This window comes from Hephaestia sp. MAHUQ-44 (assembly GCF_023806085.1).
Classification (GTDB): Bacteria; Pseudomonadota; Alphaproteobacteria; order Sphingomonadales; family Sphingomonadaceae; genus Sphingomonas.
Map to the genome: position 1 here is coordinate 336900 of NZ_JAMSLX010000002.1, position 26288 is coordinate 363187.

Consider the following 26288-nt stretch of genomic DNA (forward strand, 5'->3'; position numbering starts at 1 on the left):
ATGTCCTCAGCGCGCGGCGGGCTGTTGCTTGGGCGCGGCCTTGGGGGCCGCCTTGGCGGCGGCAGCGATGCGGACCGGCTGGCCCGGCTGCACTTTCTGCAGGCCCGAGACGATCACGCGGTCGCCGGGCCGCAGCCCATCGAGCACGACCCAATTGCTGCCCTGCAGGTCGCCAAGCCGGATCTGCCGCACCTCGACGATATCCTTGGCGCCGACGACCATCACGGTGCCGCCCTGCGGCCCCACGGTCACCGCGCGCTGCGGCACGACGATGCCGTCGGCCTTGATGCCGGCCTGAAGGTGCGCACGAACGAACTGGCCGGGCAGCAGCAGCCGCGCCGGATTGGGGAATTCGGCGCGCAGTGCGGCGGTGCCGGTCGCTTCGTCGATCGCGAGATCGAGGAAATCGATATGGCCTTCGATGCCGTAACTGTCGCCGTTTTCGAGTTCGAGCTGAACCGCGATCCGGTTCAGCCCCGGAAGGTCGAGACGGCCGCTGGCGATGTCGCGCCGGATCGCCATCAGGTCCGAGCTCGATTGCGAGAAATTGACGTAGATCGGATCGATCTGCTCGATCGTCGTCAGCGAGGTGCCGCCGGCAGCGCTCACCAGCGCGCCTTCGGTGACCTGCGCGCGACCGGCTCGGCCGGAAATCGGCGCCGTCACCGTGGTGTAGCTAAGGCTCAGCCGCGCGCTTTCCACCTGCGCCCGCGCCTGCGCGACGTCGGCCTGGGCCGAGCGCAGCCGTGCAACCGCGGTATCATATTCCTGCTTGCTGATCGCGTTATCGACCAGCAGCGGGCGATAGCGGTCGACATCCTGCTGGGCGTTGGCGGCATTGGCCTGCGCCCGCGCCAACGAGGCCTGAACGGCGTTGAAGCTCGCGCGCAATTCGCGCGGATCGATCGCGAACAGCGCTTGCCCCGCGCGAACGTCGGTGCCTTCTTCGTAGAGCCGGCGCTGGACGATGCCGTCGACGCGCGCGCGGACCTCGGCGGTGCGCACCGCCTGCACGCGACCGGGCAGCGTGATGACGTTGGTCACCGGCTGCGCGCGAATCGTCACGATCCCGACCTCGGGCGGCGGCGGGGGTGGGGGCGCTTCGCCCGCGCAGCCCGCCAGTGTCAGCATTGCTGCACCGGCCAGGGCGCACGCCGCATTTCTCAATGTGGCAAAACGACGCATATCTGTCTTATCCCATGTTAGCGGCAGCGGCCCTGATCGAGATCCGCGCTCTGGCTTGCGCGACGCCAGTAGTGTAACGTACATTACTCGTCAACAACCAAGAGGGGACCGAGAGAGGGGTGGGGACCGAAATGAACGACCGACGCGATACGACACGACGAGAAGACAGGCGGCAGGCCATCCTGGACGCGGCCGAATCGCTGTTCCTCGAGCAGGGTTTTGAGCGGGTCAGCGTCAATGCCATCGTGCAGCGATCGGGCGGTTCGTTGGCAACGGTGTACGATTTGTTCGGAAACAAGCACGGCCTCTTGTACGCCGTGGTCGATCGGGCGCGCAATGAAGGTCTGAAGGGCGTGGAGGATATTTACGCCGCGGAGACGCGTCCGGGGGCGGTGCTGCGTGAACTGGCGCTGCGTTATTACGCTTTTGCCACCACCCCGCGCTCGCTCGCGCTCATGCGCCTGGTGATCGCCCAGAGCCTGAGCGATCCCGAATTCGGCCGGCGCTTCAACCAGGATGTGCATTTGCGGTTCGTGGCGCGGCTGGCGGAGGCATTCCGCCGCTGGACGGCGGCGGGCAAGGCCCGGATCGATCGCCCGCAGGACGCCGCGGACCTCTATTTCGCGATCGTCCTGTGCGATGCGCCGGTACGGGCGTTGCTCGGCATCGCGCCCGACGACACCAATGCCGACGCCCTGAATTGGCGCCTCGCGCCGTTTCTCGAACATTATCATATTGCCGCGTAAAGCGGTCGGCGAGCGTGGGCTGCCGAGCCGCCGCTGGGAGAGAAATTTTGCGGATCAGCCGTTTTACCGTTCTCGCGCTGTGTGTTGTCCTTGCCGTCGCATCGGGCCTGTTGCTCGTTACCCGTCCCGGGCTCTGGCCACTGTTCGTGGTCGCCACGGCGCTATCGCTGCTGGGCGTCCATGACCTGATCCAGCGTCGCCATTCGGTTCGCCGCAATTACCCCATCATCGGCAACATTCGCTGGCTGATCGAATGGATTCGACCGGAAATCCGCCAGTATCTGCTTGAAAGCGATCACGACCGGACCCCTTTTTCGCGCAGCCAGCGGTCGCTCGTTTATGCGCGCGCCAAGAACGAGAGCAGCGAGCGCGCGTTCGGGACGCAGCTTGACGTCTACGATAACGGTTATGAGTTCATCAGTCCCTCGATCCGGGCGTTCGCGGCGGCTGACCCGGAGAGTTTTCGCATCGAGATCGGTGGGGATCAATGCGCTGCGCCCTATTCGGCGTCGATTCTGAACATCTCCGCGATGAGTTTCGGCTCGCTGAGCGCGAACGCCGTTCGCGCGCTGAATCGGGGTGCCCGGATGGGCGGTTTTGCCCACGATACCGGTGAGGGCGGGATCAGCGCCTATCATCGCGAACATGGCGGCGACCTGATCTGGGAATTGGGCAGCGGCTATTTCGGATGCCGCACGCCGACCGGTGATTTCGACCCCGAACGGTTCGCCGCGCAGGCCGCCGCGCCGCAGGTCCGGATGATTGAGATCAAGCTCAGCCAGGGCGCCAAGCCGGGTCATGGCGGCATCCTGCCCGGCGCCAAGGTGACCGCCGAAATCGCTGCGACACGCGGGGTTCCGATCGGCATGGATTGTGTTTCGCCCTCACGCCACACCGCCTTTTCGACCCCGATCGAGATGATGCACTTCATCGCGCAATTGCGGCACCTGTCGGGCGGCAAGCCGGTCGGGTTCAAGCTGTGCATCGGGCACCCGTGGGAATTCATGGGGATCGCCAAGGCGATGATCGAAACCGGAATCCGCCCCGATTTCATCGTGGTCGATGGCGCCGAAGGCGGCACCGGCGCGGCGCCGCTCGAATTTACCGATCATCTCGGTGTGCCGATGCGCGAGGGGCTGTTGTTCGTGCACAATACGCTGGTCGGCGCCGGGCTCAGGCAGGGCATCAGGATCGGTGCCGCGGGCAAGCTGGTCAGCGCGTTCGACATCGCCAGCGTGCTCGCGATCGGCGCCGATTGGGCCAATGCCGCGCGCGGTTTCATGTTCGCGCTCGGCTGCATCCAGTCGCTAAGCTGCAACACCAACCGCTGTCCGACGGGGGTGGCGACGCAGGATGCGTCGCGCCAGCGCGCGCTGGTCGTGCCCGACAAGGCGGAACGGGTCCGCAATTTCCATCGCAACACGCTGGCGGCGCTTTCGGAGATGCTCGCCGCCGCCGGGTTGGAACATCCGCGCGATCTCGGGCCGCATCACCTGGTGCGCCGCGTCAACCAGACCGAGATCCGGCTCTTCTCGCAATTGCATGTGCTGCTGGAGCCGGGCGAACTCCTGACCGGTGCCGGCGACCATGATTTCTACAGCTATGCGTGGCGCATGGCGCGTGCCGACAGTTTCGACGCCGCGCCCGCGCTTCAGGCCCGCGCTTCAGGGCGTCTCCCATCGCGCGGCTCAACCGGTGGGGCAGGGTTTCGTTGATCCCCAACCGGTAACCGGGTGATTTGACGACTGCCGGGCACGAAGTTCGGGCTGGTATGATTTCGAGCCGGATGGAATCATCTGTCGACTCGAAAGTCACGGCAAGCAAAAGATAATCCAGGGACGATGCTCATCGAAAACGAAGATGGTGCCGGCGGTCGATTGGGTCAGGGCAGGCGCTCAACGATCGGCGGCCGGTTCATTGCGCGGCCTGGTTCGCGGGTCGCACTATATGTCCATCACGTACGCCGACGCCTCGCCGGGGCGCCGCCGGCCGGGCTCGCCGCTGAGCGCGGATCAGCACCTGCTGATCCGCTGCGGGGCGCCTCACTTGATCGGCGAGTTGGGGTCCAGCCGCATGTCGAGATAATTGTCGACCGAGCTCATCAGCTCGGTCATCTCATGCTCGAAGAAATGGTTCGCGCGCGGGATCACGTCGTGGTGGATCGTGATGTGCTTTTGCGTGCGCAGCTTGTCGACCAGCTTCTGCACCGCGCTCGGCGTGACGACTTCGTCGCCTTCGCCCTGGATGATGATGCCCGAGGACGGGCACGGCGCGAGGAAGGTGAAATCGTACATATTGGCGGGCGGCGCCACCGAGATGAAGCCGCGGATTTCGGGCCGGCGCATCAAAAGCTGCATCCCGATCCACGCGCCGAAGCTGACGCCCGCGATCCAGGTGGTCTGCGCTTCGGGGTGGAAGCTCTGCACCCAATCGAGCGCGCTGGCGGCATCCGACAATTCGCCGATGCCGTTGTCGAACGTGCCCTGGCTCTTGCCGACGCCGCGGAAATTGAACCGCAGCGTCGCGAAACCGCGCCGCTGGAAGGTCTTGTACAGTTCGATGACCATCCGGTTGTTCATCGTGCCGCCCGCGGTGGGATGCGGGTGCAGGATCATCGCCACCGGCGCGCGCGGGCGCGGTCCGGGGGAAAAGCGGCCTTCGAGGCGCCCCTCGGGGCCGGGAAAGATAACTTCGGGCATAATACTCGTTGGCTTGGCGCAGTGGCGCGGGAGATCGTCGCCGCTATATAGGCGACGGACCCCGTTTCGCAATCTTGCTGGAAGTTCGATTGGCCGATCGCCTGTATCTGGATCACGCTGCCACCACCCCGATGACCGAGGCCGCTGGTGCCGCCGTTGCGCAAGGCTTTGCCCGCTGGGCCAATCCGTCGTCGCCGCACGCCGAAGGCCGCGCCGCGCGCGCCGCGCTGGAAGAGGCGCGCCGCCGCATCGCTAAGGCCTATGGCTGGCGCCACGATCTGATCCTGACGAGCGGCGCCACCGAGGCGCTGGCGATCGCGCTCGGCCGGGCGCTGGCGCCGCGCCGGCTGATCTCGTCGGTCGAGCACGATTCGGCGATCCGCGCGGCGGGCGAGGCGGTGATGATCGGCGTCGATGGCGATGGCCTCGTCCGCCCCGACGCGCTCGAAGCCGCGCTCGAAGGGACGCGCGCGATCGTCGCGATCCAATGGGCCAATAGCGAAACCGGGGTGCGCCAGCCGATCGCCGAGCTGGCGCGACTCATCCACGCGGCGGGCGGCCTGCTGCTTGTCGATGCCGCGCAAATGCCCGCGGGCGCCGATCCCGCGCCCATCGATCATGCCGATTTCATCGTCGTCTCGGCGCACAAGCGTGGGGGCCCACCGGGGGTGGGCGCGCTGCTGGTGCGCGATCTCGGCACGCTGTCGCCCACCGGCGGGCAGGAACGCGGCTATCGCGCGGGCACCGAGAATCTGCCCGGCGCGCTCGGCTTCGCGGCGGCGGTCGAGGAACCCGAGGATATTGCCCGCATGGCGGCGCTGCGCGCGACGCTCGACGACGCGATCCGGCGCTCGGGCGGCGAGGTGCTGGCCGAGAACGCCCCGCGCCATCCCGCGATCGGCTCATACCGGATGCGCGGCACCGCGGCGGCGGCGCAGTTGATCCGGCTCGATATGGCCGGGATCGCGGTGTCGGCGGGGAGTGCGTGCTCGAGCGGCAGCATGAAGCCGAGCCATGTCCTCGGTGCGATGGGCTGGCGCGAACCCGCGCTGCGCGAGGTCATCCGGATCAGCTTCGGTCGTACCACCAGCGAGGAAGACGTCGCCCGCATGATCGCCGCCTGGCGGCAGGTCGCGCGCGAGACACGGAGTTTCGCGGCGTGACCTATCTCGATTATCAGGCAACCACGCCGCTCGCGCCCGAGGCGCTGGCCGCGATGCTGCCCTGGCTGGAGACGCAGCACGCCAACCCGCATTCGCCCCACAGCGCGGGCCGTGCGGCCAAAGCGGCGGTCGAACATGCGCGCGATCAGGTCGCCGCGCTGCTGCCGCCGGGTGGGCAACTCGCCTTCACCAGCGGCGCCACCGAGGCGCTCAACTGGGCGATCAAGGGCAGCACCGGCCCGATCGTCACGCTCGCGACCGAACATGCCGCGGTGCTCGATACCGTGGCCGCCGAGCAGGCGCGTGGCCGCAGGGTCACGATCCTGCCGGTGGGCGGTGACGGGCTGGTCGATCGCGATGCCGCGCGCGCCGCGATTGTGCCCAGCACCGGCCTCGTCGCGGCGATGCTGGTCAATAACGAAATCGGCGTGATCCAGCCGATCGCCGATCTCGCCGCGCTGGCGCACGCAGCCGGCGCGCTCATGCTGTGCGACGCCGTGCAAGGTTACGGCCGGGTGCCGATCCCCGAGACGTGCGATCTGGTCGCGATCTCGGGCCACAAGGTCCACGGCCCCAAGGGCATCGGTGCGCTGTGGCTTCGCGACGGCGTCGCGATCGAGCCCTTGCTCCACGGCGGCGGGCAGGAGGCCCCCGGCCGCTCGGGCACGCTCTCACCGGCGCTCTGCGCGGGTTTCGGCGCTGCCGCCGCGCTGATGAAAGCACGGACCGACCAAGACACGGCGCACGTCGAACGATTGTGGGAGGTAGCGTCAGCCCAATTCGAGGCAGCCCAACAATGGCGGCTCAACGGCGCCGCCACCCCGCGCTACCACGGTAATCTCAACCTGCGTCACGCCGGGCTCGACGTGAACCGGCTGCTGTCCGATCTGCGCGACGTCGCTTTCTCCGCCGGCTCGGCCTGCGCGAGCGGCTCGGGCCGCCCCAGCCATGTGCTGCGCGCGATCGGCCTCAGCGATGCCGAGGCGCGGTCGAGCATCCGCCTCGGCTTCGGCCGCACCACCACGGAGGACGAACTGGTCGCCGCGCTCACCCGGATTATCGCCGCCGCCGCCGCGCAACGGGTGGCGGCATGACGCGCGTCCGCTTCGTCAGCGCCGACGGCACCCGGATCGAGGAAGCGCGCGGATCGCCCGGCGATTGCCTGCTCGATCTCGCGCAGGCGTACGGCCAGCCGCTCGAGGGGACGTGCGAGGGGCAGATGGCGTGTTCGACCTGCCACGTCATCGTCGCCGCCGAGGACGCCGACAAGCTGCCGCCGCCGAGCGAGGAGGAGGAGGACATGCTCGATCTCGCGATCGGCGCGACGCGCACCAGCCGGCTCGCCTGCCAGATCGTGCTCACCGACGCGATCGACAGCCTGACGGTAAAGATGCCGCCGGGCGCGCACGACATGCGGTGGCGCTGATGCTCGATCGACGCGTCGTCGTCGGCGGCCTGATGGCGCTGGGCGCAGCCGGTTGCCACCGTGCGACGGCCCCGCAGGATGTCGCGGCGTCACCCGATCTCGCGGCGATCGCGACCAAAACCGGCGGGCGACTCGGCGTCGCCGCGCTCGATACCGGCAGCGGCCGCCGCCTCGGCCACGATCCCGATTCGCGCTACGCTTTGTGTTCGACCTTCAAGATGCCGCTCGCCGCCGCGGTCCTCGCGCGCGTCGATACCGGCGCCCTCGCGCTCGATGACAGGTTGCCGTTCACCGACGCCGATCTGCTCGAACACGCCCCGGCGGTGCGCGAGCACCTCGCCGAGCGCGCGATCGCGGTGGGCGATGCCTGCGCGGGCGCGGTCGAGCGGTCGGACAACAGCGCCGCCAATCTGCTGCTGCGCAGGATCGGTGGCCCCGAGGCGCTGACGCACTTCATGCGCGCGGCGGGCGATCCGGTGTCGCGGCTCGATCGCTACGAGACCGCGCTCAATCTGGTCGGCCCCGGTGAGGTCCACGATACGACCACGCCGACAGCGATGATCGGGCTGATGCACGCGCTGCTGCTCGGCAATGTCCTGACGCCACCGTCGCGCGCGCAACTCATCGCCTGGCTGGTCGCGGGCCAGACCGGCGGCGCGCTGCTCCGCGCGGGCCTGCCGCCCGCCTGGCGCGTCGGCGACAAGACCGGGCGCAGCGGGGAGGGCGCGGTCAACGACATTGCGATCGCCTGGCCGCCGGGCCGCGCGCCGATCCTGATCGCCTCCTATCTCTACGCGCCCAAGCTTTCCGCCGATCAGGCGAACGCGGTCCACGCCGATGTCGCGCGCGTCGTGGCGGCGGTGCTCGCGTAACGGCTTGATCCGCCGCGCGACCTCGCCCATATGGCGCGCGGGAGTCGGGCGGACGAGGTCATCGCCAACCCGGTCAGGTCCGGAAGGAAGCAGCCGCAACGATTTCGCCCCGGGTCGTTCCGGCTCCCACCGCCCACCGCCAAGATTTAGCACAGCTAAATCGCGAACAGGGGCTTGCCCGGCCGGCGGCGCCCCGGCGCCGACCGACGACGCGGCTCTGCCTCGGCGGAACCATCCCACCATCACCGCCCCCCATTCGGCCCCAACGCCTCGATAATCCGGCAATCCGCCACGATTCCCCCCTGGCACGAATCGATCACTGCCTTCAGCTCGCGGCGCAGCGCGGCGAGATCGGCCAGCTTGCGCTCGACCTCGCGCAGATGCGCCCGCGCGATGCTATCGATTCCGGCACAATCGCACCGCCGGTCATCGGCCAGATCGAGCAACGCCCGCACCTCATCGAGCGAAAACCCCAGATCGCGCGCGCGCCGGACGAACGACAGCCGCGCCAGCGCGGCGGCCCCATAATCGCGATAGTTTCCCGCCGTGCGCGGCGGCTTGGGCAACAGCCCGATCCGCTCGTAATAGCGGATGGTCTCGACCTTGGTGTTGGTCGCCTTGCCGAGATCGCCGATCGTCAACGCCATGCGCTTGACCCTGTAGTTGCTACAGCCCGTATAGCCCGATCATCGCGGACAAAAAACGGGCGGTGGCCATGGCAGGCGGATGTTGCGGAGGATGCGAGGAGCCGGCTCCGGCGCAGGATAAAGCGTGGCGCCGCGTGCTGTGGATCGCGCTCGGCATCAACGCCGCGATGTTCGGGGTCGAAATCGTCGCCGGCGTCACCGCCGGTTCGGCCGCGCTCAAGGCCGACGCGCTCGATTTTCTGGGCGACAGCGCCAATTATGCGATCAGCCTCGGCGTCGCCGGGCTCGCGCTGCACTGGCGCGCCCGCGCGGCATTGCTCAAGGGTGCGTCGCTGGTAGCGCTCGGCTCGGTGGTGCTCGCCAGCACGCTCTGGATGATAGTGGCGGGCGGGCTGCCCGAGGCCGACACGATGGGGGCGATCGGCACGCTCGCGCTGGTCGCCAATTTCGTCTGTGCGCTGATGCTGTGGCGCCACCGGGAAGGCGACGCCAACCGCCGCTCGGTGTGGATCTGCTCGCGCAACGATGCGATCGGCAATATCGCGGTGGTCGCTGCCGCGTTCGGGGTGTTCGGCACCGGCACGGCGTGGCCTGACATCATCGTCGCGGTGATCCTCGCCGGGCTCGGCGTCAGCGGCGGGTGGCAGATCATCGCCCACGCCCGCCGCGACCTGCGCCAGCCCCGGTCGACAGTCTTTCAGTTGATCGACTAGCCGCCGCTGATAGCCAATCGTGAACAGCGTTGTCCTACACGGTCGCGTTCTGATATAGAACAAACCATGACCATCGCGCCGATTTCGTCCACCCCGGTCACGCCTTGGCGCTACCCCCTCCCGCGCGTCAACTTTGTCAACTTAGAGTCTGGCTCCCCTGTCATGGGAGCGGGCCGGTACCGCCGCTGTTTCGGTATCACCGAAACAGATTACCCCCTCCAGTGCAGACGCCTTTCGACATCCGTCGCTCCCATGCCTAGATAGCAACCGATGACCGATTCCCTCGATCTCGGCGAACCGCCCCAGCCTGCCAAGGCGCAGGCCTATCGCGTGCTCGCGCGCAAATATCGCCCGCAGACCTTTTCCGAGCTGATCGGGCAGGATGCGATGGTCACCACGCTGGCCAACGCGATCAAGCGCGGGCGGCTGGCGCACGCCTTTCTGCTCACCGGGGTGCGCGGGGTGGGCAAGACCTCGACCGCGCGGCTGATCGCCAAGGCGCTCAACTGCATCGGCCCCGATGGCGAGGGTGGTCCCACGATCGATCCGTGCGGTGTGTGCGAGCCGTGCCGTGCGATCGCCGAAGGGCGCCATATCGACGTGATCGAAATGGACGCCGCAAGCCACACCGGGGTCGACGACGTCCGCGAGATCATCGATGCCTCGCGCTATTCGGCAGTGTCGGCGCGCTACAAGATCTACATCATCGACGAAGTCCACATGCTCTCAAAAAACGCCTTCAACGCGCTGTTGAAGACGCTTGAGGAGCCGCCCGAACACGTCAAATTCCTGTTTGCCACCACCGAGGTCAACAAGGTGCCGGTGACGGTGCTGTCGCGCTGCCAGCGCTTCGATCTGCGCCGTATTTCGACCGACAAGCTCGGCGCGCATTTCGCCTGGGTGGCCGAACAGGAAGGCGTCGAGGCCGAACCCGAGGCGCTGGCGCTGATCGCGCGGGCTGCCGAAGGCTCGGCACGCGACGGGCTGTCGATCCTCGATCAGGCGATCGCCCACGCCGGGATGGAAGGCGGCGGGGTCAGCGCGGAGGCGGTCCGCCAGATGCTCGGCCTGTCCGATCGCGGTGCGATGCGTGAGTTGATGGGCCTCGTACTCGCCGCCGATGCGCCGGGCGCGCTCGCGGCGCTCCGGCGCCAATATGATTACGGCGTCGATCCGCAAGCGGTGCTGCGTGCGTTGCTCGAAACCGTCCATGGGATCACTCTGGTCAAGCTCGGCACGCCGCCCGATCCTGCGCAACCCGCCGAAGAACGCCACGGCTATGAGGAATGGGGGAGCAAGCTCTCGTTCCCCGCGCTCCACCGGCTCTGGCAATTGCTGCTCAAGGGGCATGACGAGGTCGCTCGCGCGTCGCTGCCGATCGAGGCGGCCGAAATGGCGCTGTTGCGCGTGATCCATGCGTCGAGCCTGCCCGATCCGGGCGAGCTGGCACGCCGGATGGAAAAGGGGGAGGGGCCGCTGGCCCCGACCGCCGCCTCGACGCCCGCGGCCGCATCTGCGTCCGGCGCCGAGCCCAGCGCGGCGGCAGAAGAGGAACCACCCGCGCCGCCCGCCGATTTCGATGGCGTGATCGCGTTGCTCGACGGCGACGGCCAGATTGCGCTGTCCGAAAAGCTCAAGATTTCGGCGCGCGTGGTGGCCTACGAACCGCCCGATATCGTGCTCAGCTCGGCCAAGCCCTTGCCCGCCGATCTCGTCGCCGATCTTACCGCCGGGCTGCTGCGCGCCACCGGGCAGCGCTGGAAGGTGACGACCAACGATGCGCCGGGCGCGCCCTCGGTGCGCGAGGCCGAGGCGAAACAAAAGGCCGACGAGCTTGATTGGGTGAAAGCGACGCCGGTGGTAAAGGCCGCGCTCGATGCTTTCCCCGAAGCCGAGGTGACGGCATGGGAAACGAATAGACGGAGTGAAGCGTGATGAAGAGCCTCGAAGAGATGATGGCGATGGCCCAGAACGTCCAGGCCGAGCTGCAAAAGGCGCAGGACAGCCTTGATACGATCGAGGTCGAGGGTGCCGCCGGGGGCGGGCTGGTCAAGGTCAAGGCGTCGGCCAAAGGCCGGATCATCGGCCTCCAGATCGACGATTCGCTGATGCAGCCGTCCGAAAAGCAGATGCTGGAGGATCTGATCGCCGCCGCGATCAACGACGCGCGTACCAAGGCCGATCTCGCGGCCAATGCGGAAATGTCCAAGATGACCTCGGGCATTCCGCTGCCGCCGGGCTTCAAGCTCCCGTTCTGATCGGATCGCGATGCGCGGTCGCGTCACGCTCGCCGCCATCGCCCTGTGCGGGGCCATCGCCACGCCGGCCCGGGCCGGTGACGAGCCCGCGCGCGCTTTCTGTTCGGACCGCCCCGGGCTCGGCACGCCCGCGTGCACGCTCGATCCCGGCCGGTTCCAGCTCGAATTGGGTCTGGGCGATTGGACGCGCGACCGCGATGCCGGCAGCCGCACCGATACGGTCGCGGCGGGCGACGTTCTGCTGCGCTGGGGCGCCGGCGACCACACCGAGATCCAGCTCGGCTGGACCGCCTTCGGGCATGTGAATGTCCGCAGCGGCGGGCTGTCGGCGGACGAAAGCTCGGTCGGCGACGTCACGATTGCGGTCCGTCGCAACCTGCGCAACCCCGACGGCTCGGGCACCAGCCTCGCGGTCATGCCCTATGTCACGCTCCCGACCGGCGGCGACGCGATCGGTGCGGGGGACGTGGGGGTAGGCCTGCTGGCGCCGATGGCGTTCGATCCCGGTGGTGCGATCTCGTTCGCGCTGACCCCGTCGGTCGCCGCGGCGGTGGACGAGGACCGCAACGGCCGTCACCTCGCTTACGGCGGGGTCGTCGGGCTGGGTTTCTCCCTGAGCGATGCGGTGGGTGCATCGCTGGAAGCCGCGGTCGTGCGCGACAACGATCCGGCGGGTCACAGCACCGAGGCGCTGGCCGGCGTCTCGCTCGGCTGGATGGCATCGCCCGACCTTCAGGTCGATATGGGCACCAACCTCGGCCTCAACAACGCATCAAACGACGTTCAACTCTACGTCGGGCTATCCCGGAGATTCTAGGATTTTGAGTTCCGCACCGGCCCGCTCCCCCACGCGGCCACCCACAGGATCAGACTGGATGGGTGGCCGGGCGGGGGAGCGGGCCGGTGCGGCGCTCCTAACGCCGCAGGCAGGCATCCAGCGCATCGCGCCGCACCACGCCGCTGCGCCGCGCGATCGCATTGCCGTGGCGGCGCGTGAACCCGGTCGGCGCGATCGCCGCGCGCTTCTTGGGCAGCGGCAGCACCGCCGCGATCCGCGCGGCCTCGGTGGTGCTCAGCCGCGAGGCGTCGTGCCCGAAATAGCGCTGCGCGCCCGCATTGACGCCATAGGTGCCGATCCCGGTCTCGGCGATATTGAGATAGACTTCCATGATCCGGCGCTTGCCCCAGATCGTCTCGATCAGCACCGTGAACCACGCCTCCAGCGCCTTGCGCGGATAGCCGCCGCCCTGGATCAGGAAGGCATTCTTGGCGGTCTGCTGGCTGATCGTCGAGCCGCCCCGGATCCGCCCGCCCTTCGCGTTGCGCCGATAGGCGGTTTCGATCGCCGTGAAGTCGAAGCCGTTATGTGAACAGAATTTCGAATCCTCCCCCGCGATCGCCGCGCGCGCCATGTCGGGGTCGATTTGAGATAACGGCATCCAGTCCTTGTGGATGCCGCGTCCGTCGAGCGCATTGCCCAGCATCGTGAAGGTGACTGGCGGCGGCACGAAACGATACAGCGCCACCCACGCCACCGAGATCACGACGAACCAGAGCACGACCTTGAGGATCAGCCAGCAGAGTCGCCGAAACGAAAAACGCGGGGATGTCGCCATCCCCGCGCTGTAGCGTGTTCGATCCGTCGACGAAACGATTCAGACCGTGATCAGACGCTTTTCGCCCGCAAGCCGCATCATCGCCTTTTGCAGCTTCTCGAACGCGCGCACCTCGATCTGGCGGACACGTTCGCGGCTGACGCCATAAACCTGGCTCAGTTCCTCGAGCGTCTTGGGATCGTCGGTCAGCCGCCGCTCGGTGAGAATGTGTTTCTCGCGATCGTTGAGATTGTCCATCGCCGAGACGAGCATCTCGTGGCGGACATCGGCCTCTTGCGCATCGGCGACGATCTGGTCCTGCAACGGGCTGTCGTCGGCGAGCCAATCCTGCCACTGGCCTTCGCCGTCCTCGCGCATGGGGACGTTGAGCGAGGTATCCCCGCCCATCGCCATGCGGCGGTTCATGCTCGTCACCTCGTCCTCGGTGACGCCGAGATCGCGCGCGATCTTGGCGACGTCCTCGGGCTTCAAGTCGCCGTCCTCGAATGCGTCGAGCTTGGCCTTCATCCGGCGCAGGTTGAAGAACAGCTTCTTCTGCGCGGCGGTGGTGCCCATTTTGACGAGGCTCCACGAGCGCAGGATGAATTCCTGGATCGAGGCGCGAATCCACCACATCGCATAAGTGGCGAGGCGAAAACCCCGATCGGGCTCGAATTTCTTCACGCCCTGCATCAGCCCTATATTCCCTTCCGAGATCAGCTCGGAAACGGGCAGGCCATAGCCGCGATAGCCCATCGCGATCTTGGCCACGAGCCGCAGGTGCGAGGTGACGAGCTGGGCCGCCGCCTCGGTGTCGCCATGCTCCTGAAAGCGCTTGGCGAGCATATATTCCTGCTCGGGTTGCAGGATGGGAAATTTCTTGATCTCGGCGAGATAGCGGTTGAGGCTCGCCTCGCCGCCGAGTGCGGGGATCGTCGCGGGGACGTTGCTGCCGCTGGCCATGATCATTGTCTCCCTGAACCGGCGCCAACGCTGCTGCGCTGTCGCATGAAAACTATACGAGAAGTGACGTGAACAGTTCCTGCATGTCTGCAGGTAATTCGCTATCGAAGGACAAAGCGTGGCTTTCGACGGGGTGAATGAACCCCAGATGCGCCGCGTGCAAGGCTTGCCGTCGGAAACCCATCGTTTCCAGAATGACCCGATGAGCTGGTTTTGTTCTACCATAAACCGGGTCACCCAGCAAGGGGTTCCCGATCGAGGCCATGTGGACGCGGACCTGGTGGGTGCGCCCGGTTTCGAGCCGGCACTCGACCAGCGCCGCCTCGCGCAGCAGCTTGAGCGTGCGATAATGCGTCACCGCGCGCTTGCCGCCCGCGACGATCGCCATCTTCTTGCGGTTGGCGGGCGACCGCGCGAGCGGCGCGTCGATCGTGCCGGTCATCGGGTTGGGACGGCCGGCGACGATCGCCTGATAGCGCCGGTCGATCGAATGCGCCGCGAACTGCTTCGCCAGTCCGACATGCGCGCGATCGTGCTTGGCGGCGACGATCAGCCCCGAGGTGTCCTTGTCGATGCGGTGGACGATCCCCGGCCGGGCGACCCCGCCGATCCCGCTCAACTGGCCCGCGCAATGGTGGAGCAACGCGTTGACCAGCGTGCCGTCGAGATTGCCGGCGGCGGGATGGACGACGAGCCCGGCGGGCTTGTCGACCACGATCAGATGCTCGTCCTCGAAAACCACGTCGAGCGCGATCGCCTGCGCCACGTTATGCGCGGGCTTTGGGTCGGGCACGGTGATCGAAAAGCGTTGGCCGGCGGTCGCCTTGCGCGACGGATCGCGCATCGCGACCCCATCGGCGCCCAGCACCTGGCCGCTGGAGATCAGCGCCTTGACGCGCTCGCGTGAAAGATTGGGGATCGCCTCGGTCAAGGCGCGGTCGAGCCGCCAGCCCTGGGCCGTCTCGGCGATCGCTACGTCGATGATGGAAACGCCCCCGTCCATGTCCTAGGGAGATGGCGATGGAGGTACGGATTTCAAGAGCGCTGTTGCAGCGCATCATCGATGAGGCGGCGGCCTCGCCGAAGCTGGAAGTGTGCGGGCTGTTGTTCGGGTCCCCGCAGGCGATCGACGCCGTGCAAGCGTGCCGCAACGTCGCCGCCGACCCCGTCGACAGTTTCGAGATCGATCCCGCTGCCCTGCTCGCCGCGCACCGCGCCGCACGAGCCGGTGGCCCGGCGATCGCGGGCTGCTATCATTCGCATCCGGGTGGTCCGGCCGAACCTTCGGCGCGCGATGCCGCCGCGGCGGCCCCCGATGGCGCCTTGTGGGTGATCGTCGGCGGCGGTGCGGTGCGGGCCTGGCGCGCGCGGCGCGACGGACGGGGATTCGATCCGGTCGAGCTGGCGGTGGCGCCTTGCGCGTCGAGCCCCGCTCCGCCACAAGGTCGCGACGAAAACCCCTTGGTTCGGGAGCGATTTACCCGATGACGATCAGTCCGGTCGATTTTGCCAGTCTGCTGTGTTCCCGCCTCTGCCACGATTTGCTCAGCCCGGTGGGTGCGCTCAACAACGGGCTCGAACTGCTGGCTGACGAGCATGATCCCGATATGCGCGCACGCTGCCTCGACCTGCTCGCCGAGAGCGCGCGCGCATCGGCCAACAAGCTCAAATTCTTCCGGCTCGCCTTCGGTGCGGCGGGCGGCTTCGGCGAGACGATCGACACGCGTGAAGCGCGGACCGCGATCGAAGGGCTGTTCGGCGACGCCAAGCGGCTCGAGATCGGCTGGCTGGTCGAGGAAGCAGCGCTGCCCAAGCCCGCGATCAAGGTGTTGCTCAACCTCGCGCTGATCGCGGGCGATGCGCTGGTGCGCGGTGGCCAGCTCGATATCGGCGCCGAGCTGCGCGACGACGGCCAGGTCGAGATCGTGGTGCGCGGGCAGGGGCCACGGATCGTGCTCGATCCCGAATTGCGCGCCGCGCTTGTCGGTACGCTCGATAATCCCGTCGATGCCCCGCGCGCGGCGGCGGCCTATCTCGCCGCATCGCTTGCGGCGGCGGCGGGCGGTACGATCCAGGTGTCCGATCCGGACGCTGAAATGCTCCTCTTCGGCGTCTCGATGGCTGGGTAAACCGCTCTTTAACCGTTCGGCACCATAGCTGATCCCCGCCAAAGCGCGGGGCCTCATGGACGATCTGCTACAGGAATTCATTGCCGAAACGCGCGAGACGCTCGAAGCGCTCTCGGGCGAGATCGTCGCGTGGGAGGCCGATCCCGCCAATCGCGACCGGCTCGATGCCATTTTCCGCTTCGTCCACACCGTCAAGGGAAGCTGCGGTTTTCTCGATCTGCCCCGGCTTGCACGGCTCAGCCATGCGGCCGAGGACGTGCTGGCGGCGGTGCGGTCGGGGGCGCGCGTTCCCGATCGGGCGCTGGTCAACGCGGTGCTCGCGATTGTCGATCGGATCGGCGAGATCGTCGAGGCGATCGATAGCGGACAGGCGCTGGGCGATTCGGGCGAAGACCTGCTGATCGCCGCGCTCGACGGCTCGATCGAGGCCACGCCGGCAGGCGCCGATGGCGCCCCGCACCAGACGATCCGCCGCGCCGCGACGCGCAGCGTCCGCCTGTCGGTCGATCTGCTCGACCGGATGATGAGCGGGATGTCGGATATGGTGCTGGCGCGCAACGAGCTCGCCCGCCGCCTGCGCGAGGACGTCGATCCCGATCCGCTGGTCGAGGCGTCGCTCGAACGACTGTCGCTCACCGTTGCCGAGATGCGCGAGACCGTCACGCGCACCCGGATGCAGAAGATCGACGCCTTGTTCTCGGCGCTGCCGCGGATGGTCCGCGATACCGCCGCCGGGCTCGGCAAGTCGGTCTCGCTCTCAATCGAAGGCGGCGATGTCGAGCTCGATCGCGAAATGATCGAGATGATCCGTGATCCGCTGGGTCATATCGTCCGCAACGCGCTCGATCACGGCATCGAAACGCCCGCCGAACGCCGCGCCGCCGGCAAGCGCGAAACCGGCCGGCTCACCGTATCGGCACGCCAGTCGGGCAACCAGATCATCATCGAGTTTCTTGACGACGGGCGCGGCATCGACACCGATCAGCTGGTCCGCCGCCTCGTCGAGAATGGCGTGCGCAGCGAACGCGAGCTGCGCGAACTGACCGAACGCCAACGGCTCGATCTCGTGTTCGAGCCCGGTCTCACCACCAAAGAGCAGGTGACCGCGATTTCGGGGCGCGGCGTCGGCATGGACGTGGTCCGCGCCAATATCGAGCAGATCGGCGGCCGGATCGAACTCGCCAACAATCCGGGCCGTGGCTTGCGGATCGCGATCCACGTCCCCCTGACGCTGTCGATCATCCCGACGATCGTCGTCGGCGTGGGGACGCAGCGTTTTGCGGTGCCACGTCAGGCGATCGAAGAGATCGTCACCGTGCGCGTCGGCGGCGCGGTGCGGATCGATCGGGTGGGCGGCGCCGCGATCGCCACCGTGCGCGATCGGCGGTTGCCGATGCTTGCGCTGGGCGACCTGCTCGGCCTTGGCGGTGCCGACGATGCCGATCCCGAAACGCTGATGATCGTCGGGGTTTCGGGCGGTAGCTATGCGATCGCCGTCGATAGCCTGCTCGATAACGAGGAACTGGTCATCAAGCCCGCGCCGCCCGCGATCATGGCGTCGGGCGTCTATGCCGGGCTGACGCTGCCCGACAGCGGCACGCCGATGCTGTTGCTCGATTGCGCGGGGCTGGCCGATGCGGCGGGGTTCGTCTTCACCCGTGATCTTGCGGCGAATGACGATGTCGAGGACGCGGAGCCTGCCGGCGAGACGATGCAACCCGCGTTGCTGTTCGTTGATCTCGATGGCGTGCGCCGCGCGGTGCCGCTGGCCGCGATCGACCGGGTCGAACCGATTGCGACCGATGCGATCCAGCACAAAGGCGGGCGATTGCGGCTGTCGATCGATGGCGGGATGATCCCGCTCGCCGCGCAGGGAGCGTTCGAGGGGCGCGGCGAGATCCACGTCATCCGCATGAAGGATGGCGAGCATGAGATCGGCTATGCGATCGCCGAGGCGCTCGATATCACCGATCTACCGCTCGATATGGCGATCGCGCGCGAGCCCGGCCCGATTGCCGGGGTGATCGCGTTCGACGACGACCAGATCGAGATGCTCGACATCCACTGGCTGTTCGCCGACCAGATCGATGGTGATGGCGTCAGCGATGCGCCGCTTTGCCTTATCGCCGGGCGCGAGGCAGCGTGGATGGCGACCTTCCTGCGGCCGGTGCTCGAACGCGCTGGCTACCGTGTCACCGCCACGCTCAAGCCGGGTGAAACCGCCGCCGTGGTGCTCGCGATGGACGACGATGCGATCGGCGATCACGCCGCCGCGCCGCTGGTCCGGCTCAGCCGCACCCGTGACGGCGCCGATGCGCGCAGCATCTACCGCTACGATCGAACCGCGTTGCTTGGCGCGCTCGCCAGCCATCGCCTGGAGGCACGCGCATGAACGGGCTGTTCCTCATCGCCGAGATCGGTGGCCGCGCGGTCGCGATCGGCGCCGATCAGGTCGAATCGGTGGTCGATATCGGCATCGTCACCCCGGTGCCGCGTGCCGATGCCCGTGTGCGCGGTCTGGCCGCGCTGCGCAGCCGTGTCGTCACCGTCATCAATTCGTGCGTCGCGCTCGGGCTGCCGTGTCCGGGCGATGCCGCGCGCCGCGCGGTCATCACGCATATCGACGGCCACCCCTATGCGATGCTGGTCGAGGGGGTTGAGGATGTCGCCGTGTACGATCTCCAGCCGCTCACCGGCGGCATTGCGCTCGAAGCCGGCTGGCGCAGCATCGCCACCGGGCTGATCGAAGTCCAGGGCGAGCCTGTGCTGGCGATCGATTTGCGTGCGCTGGTGCCCGGCCTCGCTGCGGCGGCCTAATTAACGGTAAGATTACGGAATTCGGGCACAGATCGATCCCCGGGGTTATAACAGGGTGCGGTTAGATGAAAACTTGTCTCGTGGTCGACGATTCGAAAGTCATTCGAAAGGTCGCTCGCCACATCCTCGAAACGCTTGATTTCGAGGTCACCGAAGCCGGCGATGGCCGCGAGGCGCTCGACGCCTGCATCGCCAGCGCGCCCGACGTCATCCTGCTCGATTGGAACATGCCGGTGATGAGCGGGATGGATTTCCTGCGGGCCTTGCGTGAGCGCGCGTTTGCGCAGCGGCCCAAGGTCGTCTTCTGCACCACCGAGAACGGCATGGCGTATATCCGCGCCGCGATCGAGGCGGGGGCCGACGAATATGTGATGAAGCCGTTCGATCGCGAGACGCTCGAGAGCAAACTCCAGATCGTCGGCATGGCCTGATCGACGAGCGCTCATGTCGCCCCCGCCGCGCGAGGCACCCCGACCCACTCCGGCCAGCGGCGCACCCGCACGGCTCCTGATCGTCGACGATTCGGTCGTTGCGCGCGCGGTGATCGGCCGCATGATCGACAGTGGCGATCATTTCACGGTCGTCGGCGCGGTATCGGATGCGCGGGCGGCACTGGCCTTTCTTGCCGATCATCAGGTCGAGATCGTGCTGCTCGATATCGAACTGCCCGGCACCGACGGTCTGTCGGCGCTGCCCGACATCCTCGCTGCGGGGAAGGGCGCCAAGGTTCTGGTGGTCTCGTCCAGCGCTCACGATGGCGGCGCGGCGGCGATCCAGGCGCTCGCGCTGGGTGCGGCGGACACGCTCGAAAAGCCCGAGAGCGGTGCGCAACTCGGCCCGTTCGCCGATCTGCTTGCCGCCAAGCTCGGCCGCCTCGTGCACACGCGGCCCAACGATTCCAGCTCGCCGACGCCATCGCCATTACCGCTCGCGCAAGGAGATGATTTCGATGTCGTCGCGATCGGCGCTTCGACCGGGGGTATTCACGCGCTCAGCCGGTTGCTGCGCGCGATCCCGCCCGATTTTTCGCTGCCGATCCTGATCACCCAGCATTTGCCGGCCTCGTTCATGCCCTATTTCGCCGCGCAGATCGCGATGCTTGCGGGAAGGCCGTGTGCGGTCGCCGCCGAGCATATGCGGCTCACCCCCGGCCGCGTGCTGCTGGCGCCGGGCGACGCGCATATCCGGGTGGTCCGTTCGGGCACGGGGGCGGCTGTCCGGCTCGATCGGCAGCCCGTGCAAAGCGGGTGTATGCCCTCGGTCGATCCGATGTTCGCGTCGGTGGCGCAGGTTTACGGCGCGCGTGCGCTGGCGGTGGTGTTGAGCGGGATGGGGCGTGACGGCGCTCAGGGCGCCCGTGCCGTGGTCGACGCCGGCGGCTGCGTCATCGCGCAGGATCAGGCGAGTTCGGTGGTGTGGGGCATGCCGGGCGCGGTCGCCAATGCCGGGATCGCCTCAGCAATATTGCCGCCCGACGTGATCGGGCAGGTCGTCGTCGCGCGGCGGAGAGTGCCATGACTGCTGTGATCCCGTCCGGGCCGATCCGGTCGAGCCGGGCGATGGCCGTCATCACGGCGCTGCTCGAATCGCGCACCGGCCAGCAGATCGACGCCAGCCGGGCGTGGCGAATCGAAACCGCGCTCAAGCCCGTGCTGCGCGCCCGCGGGCTGGAGAATATCGACATGCTGGTGACCCAAATGTTGAACGGCCGGTCGCCCGAACTGGCGGGGGAGGTCGTGGATGCCCTGCTCAACCAGGAAAGCTCGTTCTTCCGCGATCTACAGGTCATCGAGATGGTGGCCGATGCCGCCGCCGGCTTTGCGCGCGAGCATCCTGGCCGACGGGTGCGGATCTGGTCGGCGGGCTGTTCGACCGGGCAGGAGCCGCTGTCGCTCGCGATGCTGTTCAACGAACAGGCCGAAGACGAAGGGCTTGCCGTGCCCGACATCCTCGCGACCGATGTGTCCGATGCCGCGTTGGCGCGCGCGCGCGACGGCCGCTATTCGCAATTCGAAATCCAGCGTGGACTGCCCGTCAGGCGGATGATGCAATGGTTCGAACGCGACGGCGCTGATTGGGTCGCGAGGCCCGAGTTGCTGCGCCAGGTCCAGTTTCGTCGTCAGAATCTCGTCAATGACGCGCCGCCGGTCGGTCGTTTCGATATCGTGCTGTGCCGCAACGTCCTGCTCTATCTCGCGGCGGAGCTGCGGCGGCAGATCCTCGATGCCTTTGCACAGGTGATCCGCCCCGGCGGGTTGCTGGTGCTCGGCGCGGGCGAAACGGTGATCGGTCAGACCGACGCGTTCCGGCCGAGCCCCGCCTTCCGCGGGCTCTATGAGGCAACCGGTTGCACTGGCACGCCGGTGCGGCTGGTCCAGGCAGGCTGAGCGCGCTTTACAAGCAGGCCCGGTCGCGCCAAGCGTCGGCGATGATCGAGGCGCCGTCCCCCAATTTCGACGCGCGCGACCTGCCCGTGTCGATGATCGTGCTCCATTATACGGGCATGGAGACCGGCGAGGCCGCGATTGCGCGCTTGCGCGATCCCGCGGCCAAGGTCTCGTCGCATTATGTCGTGGCCGAGGATGGCATCGTGCTGCGCCTCGTCGACGAGGCCGATCGCGCGTGGCATGCGGGCAAATCGTGGTGGCGCGGGGTCAGCGACGTCAATTCGGCGTCGGTCGGGATCGAGATCGTCAATCCGGGGCACGAATTCGGCTATCGCCCGTTTCCCGAGGCGCAGATCGCCTCGGTGGTCCGCCTCGTCGCCGCGATCAAGGATCGCCATGCGATCACGCGCGGCAATGTCGTCGGCCATTCTGATATCGCGCCCGCGCGCAAGCGCGATCCGGGTGAGTTGTTCCCCTGGCACGAACTCGCTCGACGCCGGCTCGCGCTGCCGCGCCCGACGCGCAACCTGATGGACCCGCACTGGACCGGCGGGGGCTTTCTGATCGCGCTCGAACGGTTTGGGTATGACACCAGCGAGCCGATGGCCGCGATCATGGCGTTCCAGCGCCGCTTCCGCCCCGAACTGGTCGACGGCGAAGTCGATGCCGAATGCCGGATGATCCTGCTCGCCCTGCTGCTGCCCCAGCCGCAGGGGGATTGATTCCCCTCAGGGGATTTGTAGCGGCCCCGGCCCGCTTCCAATGGCGCCGCGCAGGCGCTATGGGCACAAACGTCAGAGGGCCGGGCGGCCGCGTTGCGCGCTTGCGCGCACCGAGGAAAGTCCGGGCTCCACGGAAATGACGGTGCCGGGTAACGCCCGGCGGGGGTGACCCCAGGGAAAGTGCCACAGAGAGCAAACCGCCAATGCCCCTCGGGGCAGGTAAGGGTGAAAGGGTGCGGTAAGAGCGCACCGCGCGGCCGGTAACGGCAGCGGCAGGGCAAACCCCACCGGGAGCAAGACCGAATAGGGGCGCCACATGGGCATGTTCCGGCCCGGCGTCCGGGTTGGTTGCTTGATCCCGAACGCAAGTTCGGGGCTAGAGGAATGGTCGCCCATCCTGCTTCGGCAGGAGGACAAAACCCGGCTTACAGGCCCTCTGACACCGCTTCGACCGATCCTTGCTTGCGCTTCGCGGCCGGCGGCCTATGTCGGCGAGAATGTCTACCGCGCGACGCTCGACCGATTGGGGCTTTCCCCGCTGGCGGGGCTACGGCTCCGAGCGTGAGGCCGTGCGTGTGCGCATCTGCGATCGCCACGGCTGCGAGAAACCGGGCGACCGGCCCGCGCCAAAATCGCCGAGCACCAGGGATCGCTGGTATTTCTGCGAGCAGCACGCCGCGGAATACAATCGCAACTGGAATTATTTCGAGGGCCTGAGCGACGAGGAAGCCAAGGCGCGCGAGGCCGACGAACGGCGCGACGCAGGCGGCTTTGCCGAATCCAAACATTATGGCTGGGGCGGCCCCGGCGACGGCAGCCGATCGCGGGATGAAATGCGCGCGCTCGACATGCTCGAACTCGACGCCGATGCGACCTTCGCCGATGTGCGGACGGCATGGCGGCGCCTCGCCAAGGATTGCCATCCCGACGTCAAGCCCGGCGATGCCGAGGCCGCGACGCGGTTCCAGGCGATTCAGGCGGCGTATGACGTGCTGCGCGTTGCCGAGGAAAACCGCGAATGGCGTCCGGACTGAAAGCCGGCGTTCGATCGGACTGGCAGGGCGCGATCCTCGTCTGCCGCAAATGCTCGAAGAAACTCGACGGCGGCTTCGGCCGCAAGGGCAAGCAATCGCTCGCCAAAGGATTGCGCAAGCGGCTCGGCCTCAAAAAGGGGCGCAAGGCCGCGATTGGAATCGTCGAGGTCGGCTGTCTCGATGTCTGCCCCGATGGCGCGGTGACGGTGGTGGATACGCGTGATCCCGGCCGCTGGCGGATCGTGCCCGCTGGCAGCAACCTGGATGACGTGGCGGCCGAGTTGGGCCTGGCCGCCGGCGCGGTTCAGCCCGCGTAGCGCCGCGCGGTCGCGCGGATCAGCGCGATCATGTTGGGGATCCCTTGCGTCCGGTTCGAACTGAGTTGGTTCTTGAGATCGAACGGCGCCAGCGCGCCCTCGATATCGGCCGCGAGGATATCGGCGGGCGGCTGATCCTGCACCGTCAGCAGCACCAGCGCGATGATCCCCTTGGTGATCGCGGCATTGCTGTCGGCCATGAAATGCAGCGCCCCGTCGTCGCGGACGGTGGGATAGACCCATACCGAGGCCGAACAGCCCCGCACCAGGGTCGCGTCGGTCTTGAGCGGCTCGGGCATCGGCGCCAGCGTTCGGCCGAGGTCGATCAGCAGGCGATAGCGATCGTCGCCGTCGAGGAATTCATATTCGTCTTGCAGCGCGGTGAGATGACTCATGCCGCGCGAGCTAGGCGCTTCGCGCCACTTTCACAATCCCGATAGCGCCGGCCTGCGCTGGCAGGGCGGACATCAAAGGTCCACCCCGGCCGCGATCGCCTCCAGTTTGCGGATGCGTTCCTTGAGGTCGGCGATCTCGATCCGCGCGCTCGCGTTGGGCAAGGCCCGGTCGCCGTCGGCCTCGTGCCGGACGGCCAGTTCCTCATGCTTGAGGTCGAGCCAGCCGCGCCAGCCGGTCAATCCGGCATAGGCCAGCATCGCGATTGCGGCGAGGCCGGCGCCGGCAAGGGTCATGTAAAGAATGCTGTCAGTCATCATGACGCGTCCTTTCGCTGGTGCGGTCGCGCAGCGCCTCGATCTCGCGGTCGAGGCGTGCGCTCGAATTGTCGTCGGTGGCGAGCCGCTCGAGCACCGCAAGGCGCTCCTTGAGCATGCGGACTTCATCGCGGAGCTGGCGTGCTTCCTGGCTGTCGTCGTTGCCGCGCGGGGCCCCGCCGGCTGCGAAACGCGCCTGCAAGATCTTCCCGATGGTCACCACGATGATGATGCCGAGGACCATTTCAAAGGGGTTCATGTCAGGTCTCCCTGCGGTTCTTGTTATGCGTCAGTTCAAGGGATCGACCGGGCGATCGTCGCGCAGCCGATCGATCTCGTCGGCAAGGGCGATACCGCGATCGGTGATGATCCGTTCGAGCACGCGCACGCGTTGTTCGAGCCGCTCGGTATGCGCGGCATATTGCGCGGCCTTTTCGGCGGTCTGCACCCCCTGGATGTCCATCTGACGTTCCTTGAGCTTCAACCAGCGCTTGAACATGTCGCTGCCGATGCCCAGCACCACGGGAAGGCCGACGACGATCACAAAGAAGGCGATCATATTGCTGTCCATCGGGCCTTCTCCTCAGTTCGCGGGGCCGCGCAGCCGCTCGATCTCCTGATCGAGCAGATGGCCGCTATCGGTAACGATGCGTTCGACGGTCGCCAGCCGATCCTTGACCGAGGCGAGTTCGGCGCGAAGCTGCGCATTCTCCTGCCCGATCAGCTTGACGCGCTCGGTCGTCTCGTTGGTGGTCTTGGGATAGACCGCCTGTCCCCAGGCGCCATCGAGCGGGTAACCGTTCTTGATCCGCATCCAGGTGTTGAGCACCAGCCCGGCCACCCCGACGATCACCACGGTGACGATGAGCGGCGCGATGCGCATGATGATGTCGGCGATATCCATGTCGGCGATTCCTTCAGCTCGCGTCGCGCAGCGAATCGATCTCGCGCGCGGTGCGTTCGGCCGGGTCGGTGGCGATCCGCTCGAGCACCCGCAGCCGCTCCTCGAGCCGGCCGATCTGCCCGGTCAGGCGTTCGTTCTCGGTCGACAGCAGTTCGATCTTGCGTTCGGCGTCGGGGCTTTCGCCGCGATACGACCGGCCACGCTTGCGGTTTTCGTCCTCGAGCGGGTAGCCGTGCTTGGCGCGAACCCAGGTGCGAAAGGCGTGCGAGGCGCTGATTGCGGCCACGATCCCCACCGGCACCATCCAACCCATATCCATTGTAATCCTCCCTTGGCCCGTCGGTCAGCGCAGTTGCTCGATCTCGTCGGCAAGGCGCGTGTTGCGGCTGGTGTACATCAGCTCGATGTCGGCGAGCCGGCGGTCGATGTCGCGGAATTTGGAGCGCACTTCGGCGGTCGAACGGCGCGGATTGGTCCGCACGCCCTGCCAGAATTTGGTATCCTCGGGCGACGTGTAATGCTCGATCGGCTTCTTGGGCGCGAACCAGGCGGCGGCGATATAACCAAGGAAGGCCCAGCCGCTTGTCGCGAGCGTCAGCAGCACCATGCCGACCCGCACCAGCGTCACGTCGAGCCCGGTATAATCCGCGATCCCCGCGCACACGCCCAGCCATTTGCCGTTATGCTTGTCGAGATAGAATTGGGTGCGGCGGTCTGACATCTCAGTTCCTCCTCATCAGGTCGTAATCCTCGAGCCGGCGTTCCTGCGCGGGCGGATCGAGCGGTTTCCAGTCGGGATGGTCGGCGGCGATGATCCGTTCGATCGTCGCGAGCCGGTCCTCGAGCCGGCGGGCGGTGTAGTGCAGGTCGTCGAGCAGCTTCTCGTCCTCACCGGTCAGCGTCGGCGCCTGCTTCCACTTGGTGATATAGTGGAGGAGGAGCCAGGGCAGACCCACGACGATGCCGAGGATGCCCATCCACATCAGAAGATCGTCCATCGG

34 protein-coding genes and 2 other RNA genes are annotated in these 26288 nt (G+C 67.2%); 22 read left to right on the top strand and 14 right to left on the bottom strand.

Annotated elements, in window-relative coordinates; genetic code table 11:
- Positions 1-6: 6 nt before the first annotated feature.
- Positions 7-1185, bottom strand: a complete 1179-nt coding sequence (locus tag NFE57_RS03735) for an efflux RND transporter periplasmic adaptor subunit (protein WP_252134220.1) — start codon at positions 1183-1185, stop codon at positions 7-9.
- Between the two features lie 131 nt (positions 1186-1316).
- Here NFE57_RS03735 and NFE57_RS03740 point away from each other — a divergent pair, with 131 nt between their 5' ends.
- Positions 1317-1931, top strand: coding sequence for a TetR/AcrR family transcriptional regulator (locus tag NFE57_RS03740; RefSeq protein WP_252134221.1), 615 nt, complete (start codon positions 1317-1319; stop codon positions 1929-1931).
- 47 nt (positions 1932-1978) lie between these two features.
- Positions 1979-3646 (top strand): FMN-binding glutamate synthase family protein, encoded by a 1668-nt coding sequence (locus NFE57_RS03745; protein ID WP_252134222.1) that lies wholly within the window; start codon positions 1979-1981, stop codon positions 3644-3646.
- A gap of 327 nt (positions 3647-3973) precedes the next feature.
- Here the strand turns inward: NFE57_RS03745 and NFE57_RS03750 are convergent, their stop codons facing one another.
- Positions 3974-4630, bottom strand: a complete 657-nt coding sequence (locus NFE57_RS03750) for an alpha/beta hydrolase (RefSeq protein ID WP_252134223.1) — start codon at positions 4628-4630, stop codon at positions 3974-3976.
- 89 nt (positions 4631-4719) lie between these two features.
- Here NFE57_RS03750 and NFE57_RS03755 point away from each other — a divergent pair, with 89 nt between their 5' ends.
- The 5 genes from NFE57_RS03755 to ffs all read left to right on the top strand — a co-directional run bounded on the left by NFE57_RS03755 (position 4720) and on the right by ffs (position 8224).
- Positions 4720-5793 (top strand): cysteine desulfurase family protein, encoded by a 1074-nt coding sequence (locus tag NFE57_RS03755; protein WP_252134224.1) that lies wholly within the window; start codon positions 4720-4722, stop codon positions 5791-5793.
- Positions 5790-6887 (top strand): cysteine desulfurase family protein, encoded by a 1098-nt coding sequence (locus tag NFE57_RS03760; RefSeq protein WP_252134225.1) that lies wholly within the window; start codon positions 5790-5792, stop codon positions 6885-6887. Before NFE57_RS03755 ends, NFE57_RS03760 begins: the two co-directional genes overlap by 4 nt.
- A complete protein-coding gene (locus tag NFE57_RS03765; protein ID WP_252134226.1) occupies positions 6884-7219 on the top strand; it encodes a 2Fe-2S iron-sulfur cluster-binding protein in 336 nt (111 codons plus the stop codon). Before NFE57_RS03760 ends, NFE57_RS03765 begins: the two co-directional genes overlap by 4 nt.
- Positions 7219-8091, top strand: a complete 873-nt coding sequence (bla, locus tag NFE57_RS03770; RefSeq protein ID WP_252134227.1) for a class A beta-lactamase — start codon at positions 7219-7221, stop codon at positions 8089-8091. Before NFE57_RS03765 ends, bla begins: the two co-directional genes overlap by 1 nt.
- Before the next feature lie 37 nt (positions 8092-8128).
- An RNA gene (ffs, locus tag NFE57_RS03775) (signal recognition particle sRNA small type) lies at positions 8129-8224 on the top strand.
- 109 nt (positions 8225-8333) lie between these two features.
- On the opposite strand, the gene NFE57_RS03780 is transcribed toward ffs, so the two are convergent.
- The gene (locus NFE57_RS03780) at positions 8334-8738 is read right to left on the bottom strand and encodes a MerR family transcriptional regulator (RefSeq protein ID WP_252134228.1); all 405 of its coding nucleotides are present in this window, start codon (positions 8736-8738) and stop codon (positions 8334-8336) included.
- Between the two features lie 68 nt (positions 8739-8806).
- On the opposite strand from NFE57_RS03780, the gene NFE57_RS03785 reads away from it, so the two are divergent.
- The 4 genes from NFE57_RS03785 (at position 8807) to NFE57_RS03800 (ending at position 12526) form a co-directional block, all read left to right on the top strand.
- Positions 8807-9451: a cation efflux transmembrane domain-containing protein gene (locus NFE57_RS03785; protein WP_252134229.1), complete on the top strand. Its 645-nt coding sequence runs from the start codon at positions 8807-8809 to the stop codon at positions 9449-9451.
- A 270-nt stretch (positions 9452-9721) separates the two neighbouring features.
- Positions 9722-11386 carry a DNA polymerase III subunit gamma/tau gene (locus tag NFE57_RS03790; protein WP_252134230.1) on the top strand — a complete coding sequence of 555 codons (1665 nt, stop codon included), beginning with the start codon at positions 9722-9724 and terminating at the stop codon, positions 11384-11386.
- Positions 11386-11709, top strand: a complete 324-nt coding sequence (locus tag NFE57_RS03795) for a YbaB/EbfC family nucleoid-associated protein (protein ID WP_252134231.1) — start codon at positions 11386-11388, stop codon at positions 11707-11709. Before NFE57_RS03790 ends, NFE57_RS03795 begins: the two co-directional genes overlap by 1 nt.
- Positions 11710-11719: 10 nt before the next feature.
- Positions 11720-12526 carry a transporter gene (locus tag NFE57_RS03800; protein WP_252134232.1) on the top strand — a complete coding sequence of 269 codons (807 nt, stop codon included), beginning with the start codon at positions 11720-11722 and terminating at the stop codon, positions 12524-12526.
- A gap of 97 nt (positions 12527-12623) precedes the next feature.
- On the opposite strand, the gene mtgA is transcribed toward NFE57_RS03800, so the two are convergent.
- From mtgA to NFE57_RS03815, 3 genes are read right to left on the bottom strand one after another with little or no spacing between them, the layout of a single operon-like run.
- Positions 12624-13325 carry a monofunctional biosynthetic peptidoglycan transglycosylase gene (mtgA, locus tag NFE57_RS03805; RefSeq protein WP_252134233.1) on the bottom strand — a complete coding sequence of 234 codons (702 nt, stop codon included), beginning with the start codon at positions 13323-13325 and terminating at the stop codon, positions 12624-12626.
- 39 nt (positions 13326-13364) lie between these two features.
- Positions 13365-14267, bottom strand: coding sequence for an RNA polymerase sigma factor RpoH (rpoH, locus tag NFE57_RS03810; protein WP_252134234.1), 903 nt, complete (start codon positions 14265-14267; stop codon positions 13365-13367).
- 52 nt (positions 14268-14319) lie between these two features.
- Positions 14320-15270, bottom strand: a complete 951-nt coding sequence (locus tag NFE57_RS03815; RefSeq protein WP_252134235.1) for an RluA family pseudouridine synthase — start codon at positions 15268-15270, stop codon at positions 14320-14322.
- Between the two features lie 17 nt (positions 15271-15287).
- On the opposite strand from NFE57_RS03815, the gene NFE57_RS03820 reads away from it, so the two are divergent.
- The 11 genes from NFE57_RS03820 (at position 15288) to NFE57_RS03870 (ending at position 23673) form a co-directional block, all read left to right on the top strand.
- Entirely contained in the window at positions 15288-15755 is a 468-nt protein-coding gene (locus tag NFE57_RS03820) for a M67 family metallopeptidase (RefSeq protein ID WP_252134236.1), read from the top strand.
- Complete coding sequence (locus NFE57_RS03825) at positions 15752-16396, top strand: histidine phosphotransferase family protein (protein WP_252134237.1); 645 nt, start codon at positions 15752-15754, stop codon at positions 16394-16396. Before NFE57_RS03820 ends, NFE57_RS03825 begins: the two co-directional genes overlap by 4 nt.
- A 55-nt stretch (positions 16397-16451) precedes the next feature.
- Positions 16452-18788, top strand: coding sequence for a chemotaxis protein CheA (locus NFE57_RS03830; protein WP_252134238.1), 2337 nt, complete (start codon positions 16452-16454; stop codon positions 18786-18788).
- On the top strand, positions 18785-19213 hold the full coding sequence (locus NFE57_RS03835; protein ID WP_252134239.1) for a chemotaxis protein CheW: 429 nt from the start codon (positions 18785-18787) through the stop codon (positions 19211-19213). Before NFE57_RS03830 ends, NFE57_RS03835 begins: the two co-directional genes overlap by 4 nt.
- Positions 19214-19278: 65 nt before the next feature.
- Positions 19279-19644 (top strand): response regulator, encoded by a 366-nt coding sequence (locus NFE57_RS03840; protein WP_252134240.1) that lies wholly within the window; start codon positions 19279-19281, stop codon positions 19642-19644.
- A 13-nt stretch (positions 19645-19657) separates the two neighbouring features.
- Positions 19658-20731, top strand: coding sequence for a chemotaxis-specific protein-glutamate methyltransferase CheB (cheB, locus tag NFE57_RS03845; RefSeq protein ID WP_252134241.1), 1074 nt, complete (start codon positions 19658-19660; stop codon positions 20729-20731).
- Positions 20728-21600, top strand: a complete 873-nt coding sequence (locus NFE57_RS03850; protein ID WP_252134242.1) for a CheR family methyltransferase — start codon at positions 20728-20730, stop codon at positions 21598-21600. Before cheB ends, NFE57_RS03850 begins: the two co-directional genes overlap by 4 nt.
- Positions 21601-21641: 41 nt before the next feature.
- Positions 21642-22322, top strand: coding sequence for an N-acetylmuramoyl-L-alanine amidase (locus NFE57_RS03855; protein WP_252134243.1), 681 nt, complete (start codon positions 21642-21644; stop codon positions 22320-22322).
- Between the two features lie 72 nt (positions 22323-22394).
- An RNA gene (gene rnpB / locus NFE57_RS03860) (RNase P RNA component class A) lies at positions 22395-22766 on the top strand.
- Between the two features lie 53 nt (positions 22767-22819).
- A complete protein-coding gene (locus tag NFE57_RS03865) occupies positions 22820-23356 on the top strand; it encodes a J domain-containing protein (RefSeq protein WP_252134244.1) in 537 nt (178 codons plus the stop codon).
- Positions 23341-23673 (top strand): hypothetical protein, encoded by a 333-nt coding sequence (locus tag NFE57_RS03870; protein WP_252134245.1) that lies wholly within the window; start codon positions 23341-23343, stop codon positions 23671-23673. Before NFE57_RS03865 ends, NFE57_RS03870 begins: the two co-directional genes overlap by 16 nt.
- Here the strand turns inward: NFE57_RS03870 and NFE57_RS03875 are convergent.
- The 8 genes from NFE57_RS03875 to pspB all read right to left on the bottom strand — a co-directional run bounded on the left by NFE57_RS03875 (position 23661) and on the right by pspB (position 26285).
- Positions 23661-24068: a SufE family protein gene (locus NFE57_RS03875; protein ID WP_252134246.1), complete on the bottom strand. Its 408-nt coding sequence runs from the start codon at positions 24066-24068 to the stop codon at positions 23661-23663. The genes NFE57_RS03870 and NFE57_RS03875 overlap by 13 nt on opposite strands.
- Positions 24069-24140: 72 nt before the next feature.
- The gene (locus tag NFE57_RS03880) at positions 24141-24383 is read right to left on the bottom strand and encodes a hypothetical protein (RefSeq protein ID WP_252134247.1); all 243 of its coding nucleotides are present in this window, start codon (positions 24381-24383) and stop codon (positions 24141-24143) included.
- Positions 24376-24642 carry a hypothetical protein gene (locus NFE57_RS03885; protein WP_252134248.1) on the bottom strand — a complete coding sequence of 89 codons (267 nt, stop codon included), beginning with the start codon at positions 24640-24642 and terminating at the stop codon, positions 24376-24378. The genes NFE57_RS03880 and NFE57_RS03885 overlap by 8 nt, the downstream gene beginning before the upstream one ends.
- Positions 24643-24672: 30 nt before the next feature.
- Complete coding sequence (locus NFE57_RS03890) at positions 24673-24954, bottom strand: hypothetical protein (RefSeq protein ID WP_252134249.1); 282 nt, start codon at positions 24952-24954, stop codon at positions 24673-24675.
- A gap of 12 nt (positions 24955-24966) precedes the next feature.
- Positions 24967-25287 (bottom strand): hypothetical protein, encoded by a 321-nt coding sequence (locus NFE57_RS03895; RefSeq protein ID WP_252134250.1) that lies wholly within the window; start codon positions 25285-25287, stop codon positions 24967-24969.
- Between the two features lie 13 nt (positions 25288-25300).
- Positions 25301-25600 (bottom strand): hypothetical protein, encoded by a 300-nt coding sequence (locus NFE57_RS03900; RefSeq protein ID WP_252134287.1) that lies wholly within the window; start codon positions 25598-25600, stop codon positions 25301-25303.
- A 30-nt stretch (positions 25601-25630) separates the two neighbouring features.
- Positions 25631-26008 carry an envelope stress response membrane protein PspC gene (gene pspC, locus NFE57_RS03905; RefSeq protein WP_252134251.1) on the bottom strand — a complete coding sequence of 126 codons (378 nt, stop codon included), beginning with the start codon at positions 26006-26008 and terminating at the stop codon, positions 25631-25633.
- 1 nt (position 26009) lies between these two features.
- Positions 26010-26285, bottom strand: coding sequence for an envelope stress response membrane protein PspB (gene pspB / locus NFE57_RS03910; RefSeq protein ID WP_252134252.1), 276 nt, complete (start codon positions 26283-26285; stop codon positions 26010-26012).
- Between the last annotated feature and the right edge of the window lie 3 nt (positions 26286-26288).